General features: G+C 49.6%; 10 protein-coding genes. 6 read left to right on the forward strand and 4 right to left on the reverse strand.

Translation table 11 applies throughout. From position 1 onward, the window contains the following. The first annotated feature begins 14 nt into the window (after positions 1-14). The 5 genes from HP555_RS07935 to HP555_RS07955 all read left to right on the forward strand — a co-directional run bounded on the left by HP555_RS07935 (position 15) and on the right by HP555_RS07955 (position 6,610). Positions 15-1,511 carry a monovalent cation/H+ antiporter subunit D family protein gene (locus HP555_RS07935; protein ID WP_199261288.1) on the forward strand — a complete coding sequence of 499 codons (1,497 nt, stop codon included), beginning with the start codon at positions 15-17 and terminating at the stop codon, positions 1,509-1,511. Beyond that, the gene (locus tag HP555_RS07940; protein ID WP_233249111.1) at positions 1,493-1,786 is read left to right on the forward strand and encodes a hypothetical protein; all 294 of its coding nucleotides are present in this window, start codon (positions 1,493-1,495) and stop codon (positions 1,784-1,786) included. Before HP555_RS07935 ends, HP555_RS07940 begins: the two co-directional genes overlap by 19 nt. Beyond that, positions 1,783-3,573, forward strand: coding sequence for a Na(+)/H(+) antiporter subunit D (locus tag HP555_RS07945; RefSeq protein ID WP_199261290.1), 1,791 nt, complete (start codon positions 1,783-1,785; stop codon positions 3,571-3,573). The genes HP555_RS07940 and HP555_RS07945 overlap by 4 nt, the downstream gene beginning before the upstream one ends. A gap of 12 nt (positions 3,574-3,585) precedes the next feature. Further along, a complete protein-coding gene (locus HP555_RS07950; protein ID WP_199261292.1) occupies positions 3,586-5,103 on the forward strand; it encodes a complex I subunit 4 family protein in 1,518 nt (505 codons plus the stop codon). Between the two features lie 91 nt (positions 5,104-5,194). Continuing rightward, a complete protein-coding gene (locus HP555_RS07955) occupies positions 5,195-6,610 on the forward strand; it encodes an NADH-quinone oxidoreductase subunit N (protein ID WP_199261294.1) in 1,416 nt (471 codons plus the stop codon). An 83-nt stretch (positions 6,611-6,693) separates the two neighbouring features. On the opposite strand, the gene HP555_RS07960 is transcribed toward HP555_RS07955, so the two are convergent. Beyond that, complete coding sequence (locus HP555_RS07960; RefSeq protein ID WP_199261296.1) at positions 6,694-7,947, reverse strand: serine hydroxymethyltransferase; 1,254 nt, start codon at positions 7,945-7,947, stop codon at positions 6,694-6,696. 491 nt (positions 7,948-8,438) lie between these two features. On the opposite strand from HP555_RS07960, the gene HP555_RS07965 reads away from it, so the two are divergent. Beyond that, positions 8,439-8,879, forward strand: coding sequence for a gamma-glutamylcyclotransferase family protein (locus HP555_RS07965; protein ID WP_269846836.1), 441 nt, complete (start codon positions 8,439-8,441; stop codon positions 8,877-8,879). 121 nt (positions 8,880-9,000) lie between these two features. Here HP555_RS07965 and yhbY read toward each other — a convergent pair whose 3' ends face one another. From yhbY to HP555_RS07980, 3 genes are all read right to left on the reverse strand, one after another. Then, positions 9,001-9,345: a ribosome assembly RNA-binding protein YhbY gene (gene yhbY, locus HP555_RS07970; RefSeq protein ID WP_199261300.1), complete on the reverse strand. Its 345-nt coding sequence runs from the start codon at positions 9,343-9,345 to the stop codon at positions 9,001-9,003. Positions 9,346-9,530: 185 nt separating this feature from the next. After that, positions 9,531-10,979, reverse strand: coding sequence for an SDR family oxidoreductase (locus HP555_RS07975; RefSeq protein WP_199261302.1), 1,449 nt, complete (start codon positions 10,977-10,979; stop codon positions 9,531-9,533). 165 nt (positions 10,980-11,144) lie between these two features. Next, positions 11,145-12,923 (reverse strand): LysM peptidoglycan-binding domain-containing protein, encoded by a 1,779-nt coding sequence (locus HP555_RS07980; RefSeq protein ID WP_199261304.1) that lies wholly within the window; start codon positions 12,921-12,923, stop codon positions 11,145-11,147. Positions 12,924-12,943: the final 20 nt, after the last annotated feature.

The raw sequence follows: 12,943 nt of genomic DNA on the forward strand, positions 1-12,943 counted from the left end.
CGGAGAACTGGTCTATGGAAACCCTTCTTGTTCATGCCGATATCATAGAAAATTCGAATCTTTTACTGGCAGTCATCATACCGTTGTTCGGCAGTCTGGTGGTCATGACGTTGCGGGAACATCCGAATTTAAGGGAGTTTGTCTCGTCAAGCGCATCGGTTTTGTTGTTTTTGATGGTGCTGTCGTTTATTCCGGCACTGCAATCCGGACAAACCCTGGTGTACCCGATCTTTCAACTCCTTCCCGGCCTGTCGATCACCCTTCGGGCAGACGGCTTTTCCATGATCTTTGCCCTGGTGGCTTCATCATTATGGATGATAGCCGTGTTCTATTCCCTGGGGTATATGCGGGCCCATGATGAACCGTGCCAGACCAGGTTCAATGCCTGCTTTGCCCTGGCGATTTTCGGGGCCATAGGTGTGGCTTTTTCCGACAATCTGCTGACCCTGTATCTTTTTTATGAGATTGTCTCGATCTGCACCTATCCGCTGGTGGCGCATCATCAAGATGAAGAGTCGTATGAGGGGGCCAGAAAGTACATTGTGTATCTGACCGCAACAGCCAAATTTTTTCTCCTGCCGGCGTTGATTCTTATTTATGTTCTTTCCGGAACGCTGGATTTTCCACACAATATCAATACCGGCATCATCCCTGCCTCCACTACTGAGTGGGTAGTGATCATGCTCTATATCTTTTGTCTCTTCGGGTTTGCCAAAAACGGGATCATGCCTTTTCATCACTGGCTTCCCGGTGCAATGGTGGCCCCGACTCCGGTCTCCGCCCTTCTCCATGCAGTGGCTGTGGTCAAGGTCGGCGTGTTCTGTACGACCCGAACCATGTTGTACATCTTTGGCGTTGATCTCATGGACAGTCTGAACCTTGGGATACCAACCGCCTACTTTGTCGGTTTTACAATTATCGTGGCATCGATGATTGCCCTGTCCAAGGATAACCTGAAGGCACGACTCGCCTATTCAACGGTGAGCCAACTGTCCTATATTATCCTCGGAGTGGCGCTCCTGACACCACACGCCATAGAAGGCGGACTCCTCCACATTGTCAATCATGCCTTCTCCAAGATAACCCTGTTCTTTTGCGCAGGTGCCATTTACATCGCAGCTCATAAGAAGTGTATCTCGGAAATGGGTGGACTCGGGCGAGTTATGCCCTTCACATTCGGGGCCTTTGCTGTGGCATCTCTTTCCATGATCGGTGTACCGCCGGTAGCGGGCTTTGTATCTAAATGGTATTTGCTGGTCGGTTCGATGGAGGCACATCAAGTGGGTATTGTTCTCATTCTGATAGCTTCCACGGTGTTGAATGTCGCTTACTTTGCGCCGGTCACCTATAAGGCTTTTTTCGGAAAGCCACCGGAAGGAGAGGTGACGGGCGGCATTAAAGAAGCACCACTCAGTATGCTTATCCCGTTGTTGATTGCGGTGACTGTTTCGGTGATTATCGGCATTTACCCTAACTTCATGATGCAATTTGTATGGATGATAACAGGATGACCAACTGTACGACTTTTTTACAAACCCGACAAAAAACACTGGTTGCACTTGGTTGGACGCTGCTGGTGCTGATTGCCGGTGCGTCTTTAGTGGTTGACTCTGGAAGCGCTCATTCGTGGGCTGAGCAGCATGTACCTTTTTTCTGGTCGCTGTTCGGTTTTATCGCCGCAGTTGTGATCATCGGCATTGCCCGATGGCTCGGACGTTCCGGTATTCAGGCCCCGACCGACATATATGATCGCTCCCTGACTCCAATCTGTGAGGAAGAAGAATGAGCTTTGGTTTCATCCACCCCTCTTTGCTGCTGATACTGGGTGCGTTTCTTGTGCCATTCATTCGTGGACCGTTGCGGCAGCCGTACCTCTTTTTCATTCCCCTGCTGACCCTGGTGACGGTGGTGTTCAACAGTTCATTGACCGGTAATTTCGGAGTGGTGTCATTTCTCGAGTGGCAACTGGTCTTTGGTCGCATCGACAGGCTGACCACGGTATTTGCCCTGATCATGGCCCTGATGGCCGTTCTTGGGACGCTGTACGGACTGCATGTTGATCGGGCTGCAGAGCACATCGCTGCCTGGTTGTATGCGGCTGGATCCCTTGGTGTCATTTATAGCGGCGATTATCTCAGCCTCTTTGTATTTTGGGAGATGATGGCTTTTTCCTCGGTTTTTCTCATCTGGTTCAGAAGGGGTCCACAATCGATACAGGTTGGGTATCGTTATCTTCTTATCCATACCATCGGCGGTATTATGCTGCTTGGCGGTATCGTCTTACACTATAATTCGGTGGGTAATCTTGTTTTCACGCATTTGGATGTCACTGCCCCTGATCTCTCCACCTGGCTCATTCTGATTGGTTTCGGGTTAAATGCCGCCATCGTTCCCCTACATTCCTGGTTACCCGAAGCTTACTCTGAAGCCTCGTTCAATGGTGCGGTCTTTCTCTGTGCCTTTACCACCAAAACAGCAGTGTATGCCCTGGCACGGGGCTTTGCCGGTATGGATATTCTCATCGTACTTGGCGTTATCATGGCGCTGTACGGTGTTATTTATGCGGTTATGGAAAATGATATCCGTAAGCTGCTGGCCTGGTCGATTGTATCACAGGTAGGGTATATGGTTGCCGGTATCGGTATAGGGACTGAGCTGGCCATCAATGGAGCCGTTGCCCATGCAGTTATCCATATCCTGTATAAAAGTCTGCTGTTTATGGGAACCGGAGCGGTTTTGTACATGACCGGGAAGACCAAGTTCACAGAGTTAGGTGGACTGCATGCCAAGATGCCTGTCACCTTCTTTTTTACTCTTGTCGGCTGTCTGTCGATTTCAGGGGCTCCATTTTTCGCTGCATACGCCAGCAAATCGATGATCATCACCGCTGGGTTTGAACACCACCTCAACTGGGCTCCATGGTTGTTGATGTTTGGTGCCACCGGAACCTTTCTGTACAATGGACTCAAGTTGCCTTATTTCCTCTTTTTTGGACGGAACAACTGTACCGGATCCACGTGGGAGCGGGCAGCCGATCCATCCTGGAACATGCTGGTCGCCATGACTCTGGGTGCCACCCTCTGTATTCTGGTCGGCACCGGGCCCGGTTTTCTCTACGCGCTTCTACCCTATGCGTCCGCCTATACACCACATACCCTCTATCATTTTGTGGAAACCCTGCAGTTACTCGGGTTTGCAACGTTGGCCTTTGTTTTGCTGAAACGATACCTTGAACCGGTTGATCGCCTCCTGGTTGATCTTGATTGGCTGTACCGGCATGTGGGATGCGCCTTTTTATGGCTGGTCAGGCATCCACTGCAGTGGCTTGATACAGCATGGGGGGAAGCTTACCGGACGGTGGGCATTTATTGTTTGATGGTTGTCAGCCGCTTTTGGAGCTGGTTTGACTGGCACGCCATTGATGGGGTCGTTGACGGTCTTGCCAGGTCGGTGAAAGGGACCGGTAACAGGCTTCGCATCCTGCAGAGCGGCCAAATCCAGCTGACTTTGTATGCAGTGTTTACGCTTGCTGCTATTTTGCTGGTCACCTTTATTTTCTATCAGTTGCTCTAAAGGGAAGGAAAGATGGAATTATTGCTTATCAAAGAGGGGTTTCCTCTCCTGAGTTTTCTCATTTTTCTCCCCCTGGTCGGAGCTGTTGTCTTACTGTTTTTCCATGGACAAACTTTTGCCCGCTTCTGGGCGTTACTTGTTACCGGGGTAACTGCCGTCAGCTCGATTCCCCTGCTCATAAGTTTTGATAGCAGCAGTACGAAGTACCAGTTAGCCGAAGCCTACTCGTGGATTCCACGGTTTCACATCAACTATATTGTCGGTGTAGACGGCATTTCAATTCTTCTGGTCCTTCTGACAACGCTCATCATGCCGTTTTGCGTACTGGCATCCTGGAAGTACATCCAACAGCGGGTGGCACCTTTTATGTTTTGCCTGCTGGTCATGGAAACCTCCATGATAGGCGTGTTTGTGGCGCTTGATTTTGTCCTGTTTTATATTTTCTGGGAATTTATGTTAATCCCGATGTACCTGCTGATAGCTGTTTGGGGTGGTCCACGCAGGGTGTACGCTTCGATTAAATTTTTCCTGTACACCCTTGCCGGATCAGTCCTTCTTCTGGTAGCCATCATAGCCCTCTATCTCAAGTCAGGCAGTTTCTTTATCCCTGAGATGATGTGGCAACCGTATTCACTTACCTTTCAGATTCTTGTATTTTTAGCCTTTTTCTTGGCCTTTGCCATCAAGGTACCGATGTTTCCTTTCCATACCTGGTTGCCTGCAGCTCATGTGGAGGCGCCGACCGCGGGATCCGTTATCCTGGCATCGGTCCTGCTCAAAATGGGAACATACGGCATGCTCCGCTTTTGCCTGCCCATCACACCTGATGCCACCTTCCTTTTAGCAACACCCATTCTCTGGTTATCGATAGCCGGTATTATTTATGGTGGTTTCACTGCTTTGGCGCAGCAGGATATGAAAAAGCTGATAGCCTATTCTTCGGTAGGGCACATGGGGTTCGTCACCCTGGGGATCTTCGTTCTTAACACCCGCGGAGTTGAAGGCGCAATCTTACAAATGGTCAATCACGGTGTAACGACCGGTGCTCTCTTTCTTTTAGTGGGTATGATCTATGAACGCACCCATAGTCGGGAATTGGCCCTGGCAACGGGTGTGGGGCGGTATATGCCTTGGTTTGTCACACTGCTGACCTTTTTTTCACTTTCCGCTTTCGCCTTTCCTGGAACCAATTCGTTTATCGGTGAATTTATGGTGCTGGCCGGGGCATTCCAACACAACACTGCATTGGCCCTGGCAGCTATCCCGGGTGCCGTGCTGGCCGCTGCCTATATGTTGAGGATGCTGCAGAAAATTGTCTGGGGAGGAACAGCTAATCCTGATCAATCGTATCTGACCGATCTCGGTGTTCGGGAAGTAGTGGTGCTCACGCCTTTCCTGCTGTTTGTTTTTTGGATAGGGTTGGGACCGCAGCCCTTTGTTAACCTGATCCATGGATCGGTAAACCATTTACTTGAACAGTTGCAGGACTGGCAACAACACCAACAGGTAGCCAGTGTGCTGTGGCATTGATGCATTCCTTCTGTTTTGGGTTTTCATATCCATTGATGATCGGACCGCTGTCAGCGGTTCAGGTTGAGGCAATACGTTGCAAGGCATATATATGACTATCTTTCCCGAACTTGTTCTGGCCGCTGGCGCGCTGACTCTTTTTCTGGTCAGTCTTGCCAAGACACCTTCTGAGCGACTGTCCTACGCAGTGGCTTTGGTGTTTGGCACGGCAACATTCGTTGCGACTCTGCTTTCGTTTCACTCCCAGGGGCTGCTGTTTTACGGTGCGTATGCTGTTGATCAGTATTCGCAACTGTTTAAGGTATTAATCGCTTTTTCCCTGCTCATCAGCCTTGGTTTTGTAAAAAATCTCAAAGGGGTAAGTATAGACATCCATGCAGAGTACTATCTGTTCCTTCTGCTCTGTGTACTCGGCCTGATGATGCTTGTAAGTTCGGTTGAACTTATTGCGATTCTTGTGTCATTGGAGCTCTCTTCTTTTGCTCTCTACCTTCTGGTTCCCATGCGGGATGATCGTACCGGTCTTCGTATGCAGATGGAAGCCGGTATGAAGTATATTCTGTTTGGTATCATGGCAACCGGATTTATGCTGTACGGGATGAGCCTCCTCTTCGGCCTGACCGGTACCACCTATCTGAAAGACATTTTAGTCTTTTTGGGAAACAGTCCGCCTCAGCCTGTTGTGGTGATTGCCATTCTCATGGTTCAAGCCGGCTTTCTTTACAAATTGGCCGCATTTCCCATGCATTTTTGGGTACCGGATGTGTATCAAGGTGCATGCAATGCGACTGCCGGTGTCATAGCAACACTCCCTAAATTTGCAGCTGTAGCCCTCCTGATTCGATTTTTTATTCTGCCGACCGGTCATGCACCAATGGTCGTGGAGTTGCTTGCTGTTCTGGCTCTGTGTTCGATGTTTTACGGGAATCTCTGTGCTCTGGTACAAAAAGATTTGAAGCGGATGCTTGGATTTTCAGGCATTGCCCATGCCGGTTTTATCCTCTTGGCACTGCTGACCCTCAAGGCTGAAGGATATGGCGTGGCGATTTACTATATTGCCGGTTATGTACTGATGAATCTGGCCTGTTTTCTGGTCATTAATCAGGCTTCTCAAGGTGGTGAGAATGTACGAATTGATGATTTAAGCGGATTGTACAAACGACAGCCAATGCTCGCGTTTGTGCTGGCCACCGGGTTGTTTGGATTGGCCGGCATACCCCCGTTTATCGGCTTTATGGGCAAGTTTCTGGTGTTGACCACTGTGCTGCGTGCAGATCATTTACTTGTGGTCTGTTTGGCTGTAATCAACACCGCCATTGCCATTTATTACTACCTGTCGGTTGTCAAGGTCGTCTATACGGTTGAGCCTGAGGACAGACCAGCTATTGCGGTTGGACCGATGGTGCAGCTCAGCGGTATTGTTTTGGTCATTATGATCACGCTGCTTGGTGTTTTCCCGGGAAAACTTGTCGATTACGCCAGTACGGTCGTGCAATCGTTACATTGATGTATCCTGGTGAGGGCAGAAAAAAGGGAAGCCGATATGTACCGGTCTTCCCTTTGATCTTGAGTATAGTGTCGGTTGTGTGTTCAGGCTGCCAGGTGCTCCAGGCCGGGAGCTGGAAAGCCGATACAGAGACGTTGCACAGCTGTTGCAGTTTCCTGTTGTAATTGAAGGTTGGATGGATCGGCTACAATGGCATCGATCCATTTGCCGATCTGCACCATCTGCTCTTCCTTGAACCCCCGTGAAGTCACTGCAGCGGAGCCCAGGCGTATGCCGCTTGGATCAAAAGGCTTGCGCGTATCGTAAGGAACAGCATTGTAATTAAGGACAATACCTGCGGCATCAAGTGCTTTGGCTGCAACTTTTCCGGTTATTCCCTTGTTGGTCAGATCGATGAGCATGAGATGATTCTCTGTTCCACCGGTAACGAGGTTGAACCCTCTGTCAAGCAGGGTCGCTGCCAGGGCCTGAGCGTTTTTGACAATCTGTTGCGCATAGAGTCGAAAGTCATCGGTTGCAGCCTCCTTCAGGGCTACGGCAATGGCTGCGGTGGTGTTGTTATGCGGACCACCTTGCAAGCCTGGGAAGACGGCCTTGTCAATGGCTGCAGCATACTCTTGTTTACAGAAGATCATGGCGCCACGTGGACCACGCAGTGACTTGTGGGTCGTGGTTGTGACCACATCAGCATAGGGGATGGGAGTGGGATGCACACCTCCCACCACCAGGCCGGCGAAATGGGCCATATCAACGAGCAGAAGAGCTCCACAGGCATCTGCGATTTTTCTGAATGCAGGGAAATCCAGGATACGTGAATAGGCCGAGTGGCCGGCAATTAAAATTTTTGGCTTGCAGCGCAGGGCTGTTTCGCGAATAGCGTCATAGTTAAGGCGGCCCGTGGTCTCGTCAAGAGTATAGAATTCGGCATTGAAATACTTGCCGGAGATGGAGACCTTGGCGCCATGCGTAAGATGGCCGCCATGGGGAAGGGCCATACCGAGAATTGTGTCACCGGGCTTGAGAAAGGCGAGGTAGACTGCCAGGTTAGCCGGAGATCCGGAGTAGGGTTGCACATTGACATGTTCTGCCTTGAAAAGAGTTTTTGCCCGTTCTATAGCTATGCTCTCAACCTGGTCAATGTACTGTTGGCCCTCGTAATACCGTTTCCCGGGATATCCTTCTGAGTACTTATTGGTCAGAACTGAACCGGTGGCCGCCATGACTGCAGTTGATACATAATTTTCAGAAGCAATGAGACGAATTTTGTCCCTTTGGCGTCGTTCTTCCTGTTCAATCAGATGAAAGATTTCAGGGTCATACTGTTGCAGGTTATTCATAGAGTCTCCTTCGGTGTTTCTTACTGAGCGACAAACACGTTTTCCTGCTCTTGCAGGAGCAGGTTGTTTGTACGGATAGCATGAGAGTACAGCAGTACATATATCTAAGAAAAAAAATTGTACTATACTCAACCTTCCGGTTGTTGAACAGTACAAAAAATGGTCGCTGAATGGACCTTTTGTTGACGGCAGGTTTTTGCTCTCGGTTCTGCAGGGGGGCTGATTTTTTTGATATACTGCTTATGCACTTGGAATTTAACCGATAATCGAGTAACTTCAGCCTTTGTTTTGATTCGTACATATTCTGTCGTTCTTGCCCCACTCCGATGGACGGGACGGAGGAAATGTACGCAGTTGCGTGTATCAAAAAGGAGAAAGGACTGCGTGTTGTTGTTTGCCGAAAAATGAAGCATCTGTAATGGTTGTAGCGTTGGAATGGTAATGCAGGGAGTCGAAAGGCCCCACAAATCAGCTGAAGAGTGGTCGAGAGTATGGAGAAAACAGCCTTGTTTTGTTATGGGACTTTACAGTCTCCACTCGTGATGAAGGTTGTAACCGGTCAGCCCTATGAGGGCCGGGAAGCCACATTGATTGATTGGGCAAGATACCGAGTTCGTGGTTCAGAATATCCCGGGATTGTGCCGCAAGAGGGTTCTCTTGTCTGCGGCAAGCTTTATTGGGGATTAGATGAGCAGGCAGTTGAAAAGCTCGATGCCTTTGAAGGTGACAAGTATGAACGTGTGCTTGTCAACGTTATCCTGGCTGATGGCAGTAACCAGCAAGCCTATGTATATGCTATCCGGCAGGACTGCCGGACAATGCTCTCAAATGACCCCTGGGATTTTGATCGTTTTTTGCAAAACGGGTTGGAGAGGTTCATTCATTGGTTTGTTGAAGACCGTCGAGACCTCTTTGACAGAGGAGACCTCTAGCCGCTATTTTCGCGTTCAGTACTTTTTTTAAAGACAATAACGGCACCCGGTCGGCTGTGCGCGGGATGGCGTTCTGCTTGGGGGTACACAGTCGTGCTCAATTCCCCTTATGCCCATCGCATCAATGGTCTGTGGCGGCTGTCATAAGTTTAAGCTGTTTTTCCGGCGGCAGGTCAGGATTCGCCAGATAAAGGGTAACGACCCGACCAATAGACTGCACCAGGTCAGCTCCAGTGATGTCAACCAGTTCCTGTGTCGCAACTTTTCTTTCCACAGGGCAGTTCTGCCCAATTTTAACCTTAATCAACTCATGCGTCTTTAAAGCAGCCTTGAGAGCCTGGCACATGGTGGGTGAGAATCCCTCCTTGCCGACATAGACAACCGGGGCAAGATGATGGGCCCGGCTGCGCAGGAATTTTTTCTGTGCACTGGTCAGTGCAGATGGTGCAGTCGTTTTGTCATGCATGGCAAGATCCGTTAGTATAGTAAATGTCCACACGCACTTCAGTTTCAGAATACAGCCATTACCGGTTGATGAATGTGCGGGTCGTTTTTGCCAAGTCTGTACTCTATATTGTCTTGTGGAGCTATAACAAATGAGCTCAACAGACGTCACAGATCGATATTACCGTGCTGTGCATTCACTTTGCTTTAAGAAAGAGAGGTCTGTCTTTTGAGAGCACGAGTTGCAATCTGCTGACAGAGGCGGGGAAAAACCAGGTTGTGGAAAGGAAGAACCGCATACCAGTACAGGTATCCCATAAGACCGTTGGGCACAAAACCAGCAGTTTGTCTCAGCGTCTCCTGTTGAATATCAAACTCCAACCACCCTTTTCCCGGGAGCTTCAGCTGGGCCACCAGGAGCAGCCGTTTGTCGGGAATGAGGTCTGCAACCTTCCAGAAGTCCAAAGCATCGCCGATGCGCAGGTCGCAAATTTTTCTTCGTCCCCGATTTACTCCGTATCCGCCGACGATTTTATCCAGCCATCCCCTCAGGTTCCATAAAAATGAATAAGAGAACCACCCATTTTTACCACCAATACGTGTCACGATGGCAAAGACCTGTTCCGGCGCTATACCGGTGATGGAGATGGTACGGACATCGTAGAAGATTTTTCGGTTTGTGGTGAGGGGTTTGTCGATATCACAGACAGGGCCCGGGGTGGAGTCACACCAGCGGCTCAAGACATGGTCCTTGTGTACTTCATCAAGAGCCTGGCGTATCGTCTCTGGAAACGGGTGAAGTCTGATCTGGGGAAAATACTGGTTGGCAGAGGTGTTCTCATCCACTGCTTTTGCTTGTAATGCCTTAATGAGTGCAGCTGCTCTTTGATAGGAAACTCGCGTCAACAGCATGAGCAATGAGGAGCTGAGGCGAGGAGCAGAGGGAAAGCCGGGTAAGAGCCGACAACGGATCCCCATGACCTGAGCCGCCTGGCGCAGCATCTCCAGAAAGGTTATCTGAGGAAGCCCGATGTTAACCGTTACGTTTTCATCCGGTGTTACATCAAGAGCCGCATTAAGATAAGCAATAACATCTTCTACCCCTATGCACCGGGTTTTGGTTGCTGCCCAGCGGGGCATGACCATGGCAGGAGTTTTTTTCACTAAATCGTGAAGTATTTCAAAGCTGTGACTGCCGGAGCCGATGATGATACCTGTCCGCAACCAAAGAGTACGAATGCGGTCTGGACGGCTGGAGAGTATTTTACCCGTCACAGTATGGCTTGGTATCTGTGAAGAACCTGATCCATGAGCCTCAAGGCCACTCAGGTAGATTATCTTTTTAACCCCCTGGGTCAGGCAGGCACGGAGAAAATGTGTGGCACTGATCTGGTTGAGGTGACTGAGTCGGCGGTTTTCCTCTACCGGTTGTACAAGATAGACAGCGGTATGAACCCCGGTGAGAGCGTGTTGTAAGATCGGTAAACTCAACGTGTCTCCTTCGATTATATCTACATCAGAAGAGGGGTGTTGAGTAAACTTTTGAACATGACGAACCAGCAGGCGCAGATGTATATCAGGACGGGTTCGCAGTATTTTTTCGAAACGTCGTCCAATATAGCCGGTTGCTCCGGTGAGAAGAACGGTACGTTTCATGGCCGATGTGCTGGTTGCCTGTGTCGACCGGGTGTGGGAAATATGGCAGTCCCTTCAGAGACACTGCAATCATACCCTGTTGACGAAAAATGCAAAATCGCGAGCTGAAAAGATCTCAATTCATTGCTGACGGAGGATATGTAAAGTGCGTATCTGCGGCTGGGATTACCCTTTTTTTACAATGAGCTTGTTGCCGATCTGCACAGTTGTACTGCTGAGTCTGTTCCAGCTGCGAAGATCTTGAGGAGATGTTTGAAATTTTTTGGCGATGCCCGACAGGGTGTCACCCTGTTTGACCACATACCAGGTGTTGGGTATTTTTTTCTGTGGTGAGGATGCGACAGATTTTACCACTGGTTTGAGTTGTGTTTTAGCAAGACCAGCTTTTGGGGTCGGTGGGGAGGCTTGTTTGTGTGCCGCCACCTTGATGTTGGTCGCTATTTTTGCAACAGAAGCGTTCTTATGGGCAACAGAAGGAGAACCCGCTGTTTTTTGCGGGGCAGCTGTGGAACGCAGGGTGATCTGTTGACCCTGTTTGACAATGGTTTTTGCGTCAAGTTTATTTAAAGCGAGAAGGTTTTTAAGCGGGATCTGGTGTTTTTTGGCCACAGCTTCCAGCGTATCGCCGGATTTCAACGTATAGGTGGTTTGCTGTGGCTGATTGCCTTTTTTACCGGCAATCGCTATGCGTCCAACAGGTTGTTGATGTTTTTGAGCCACAAGGTATTTGGTTGACGTCGACGGGATACGAAGCCGGAGCCCTTGTGGAAGCCGGGAAGAACGGAGATTGTTGGCCTTGAGCAGTGCTGTTTTGTTGGTGCCATACTTTTTGCAGATGCTGGTCAGCGTTTCATTCTTTTTAACCACATGGGTGATAAAAACAGTGGTCGTCACTGGTTGCAGTTTATTGATATTCGCGGCAATTAGTTCTTTGGTGCCGACAGGAATGCGGAGCGTGTACTTTTGGCTCGGAGGAGTCTGACTTTTTCGTAACTCGTTGTTTAAAGAGCGCAATGTCTTTACCGAGGTATTGGCGGTGGCGGCAACGGCATCAAGGCTGACTCCGCCCGGTACACTGATGACCTCATATTGAGTGGGTTGCATGTACTGCGTGTTCCTGAAACCGTACTGTTCCGGATTGCGTGCAATGATGATGGCAGCGATCAGTTTGGGAACATAGCGTTTGGTCTCCATGAAAATACCATCGGAAACAGCGACCTCCCAGAAATCTTTGGCATTGTGGGTCTTCATGGCATTGCCTATTTTACCCTCGCCGGCATTGTACGCTGCAACCGCAAGATGCCAGTCACCAAACTGATTGTACAGATTGGCGAGATAGCGCGTGGCCGCCTTGGTGGCCTTTTCCGGTTCCCGGCGTTCATCCACCCATGAGTCGATCTTGAGTCCGTATCGGGTGCCCGTACCGGCAATAAATTGCCAGAGACCGCAGGCATTGGCCGGTGAGTAGGCCGAGGGATTGAAACCCGATTCGATCATCGCAAGATAGACGAGATCCCGGGGTAGACCAGCCTTCTTCAGTTCCGACTCGATATAGGGTTGGTAGATGGTGGATCGGGCGAGCCACTGGCTGAAATAATTTCTCTGTTTGCCTTGAAAGAGTTCCAGGTAGTACAGAACCTGTTTGTTGATGGTGATGGGGAAATCGTATCTGGAAGGATCAATTCCGAACTTTTCGGGAGAATAGTTTTGATTGGCTCCATACTCCCACATACCGGGTTTATTCAGTGCTTCAAGTTCTTCGAGGGCGGTTTCCTCGGGCTCTGCCGGCTCGACATCCTCTTCTTCCACATCATGTGATATATCTGTTTTGCCGTAATTGCTGTACGACTCAACCGGTGCTGGAGAGTGCGTGGTACAGGCTGAAAAGGAAAGTGCAAGAAACAGGATCAAACAGTGCGTCAGCAAAGTGGTCGATGTTTTCATATGGAATAGTGTGATGTATG

Source organism: Desulfobulbus oligotrophicus (assembly GCF_016446285.1).
GTDB classification, from domain to species: Bacteria; Desulfobacterota; Desulfobulbia; order Desulfobulbales; family Desulfobulbaceae; genus Desulfobulbus; species Desulfobulbus oligotrophicus.

Excerpts from the sequence above, each read along its gene's own strand:
- HP555_RS07950 (WP_199261292.1), top strand. The coding sequence starts at position 3,586 with ATGGAATTATTGCTTATCAAAGAGGGGTTTCCTCTCCTGAGTTTTCTC.
- HP555_RS07945 (WP_199261290.1), top strand. The coding sequence starts at position 1,783 with ATGAGCTTTGGTTTCATCCACCCCTCTTTGCTGCTGATACTGGGTGCG.
- HP555_RS07960 (WP_199261296.1), bottom strand. The coding sequence starts at position 7,947 with ATGAATAACCTGCAACAGTATGACCCTGAAATCTTTCATCTGATTGAA.
- HP555_RS07965 (WP_269846836.1), top strand. The coding sequence starts at position 8,439 with ATGGAGAAAACAGCCTTGTTTTGTTATGGGACTTTACAGTCTCCACTC.
- HP555_RS07975 (WP_199261302.1), bottom strand. The coding sequence starts at position 10,979 with ATGAAACGTACCGTTCTTCTCACCGGAGCAACCGGCTATATTGGACGA.
- HP555_RS07940 (WP_233249111.1), top strand. The coding sequence starts at position 1,493 with ATGGATGATAACAGGATGACCAACTGTACGACTTTTTTACAAACCCGA.
- HP555_RS07980 (WP_199261304.1), bottom strand. The coding sequence starts at position 12,923 with ATGAAAACATCGACCACTTTGCTGACGCACTGTTTGATCCTGTTTCTT.
- HP555_RS07935 (WP_199261288.1), top strand. The coding sequence starts at position 15 with ATGGAAACCCTTCTTGTTCATGCCGATATCATAGAAAATTCGAATCTT.
- HP555_RS07955 (WP_199261294.1), top strand. The coding sequence starts at position 5,195 with ATGACTATCTTTCCCGAACTTGTTCTGGCCGCTGGCGCGCTGACTCTT.
- yhbY (WP_199261300.1), bottom strand. The coding sequence starts at position 9,345 with ATGCATGACAAAACGACTGCACCATCTGCACTGACCAGTGCACAGAAA.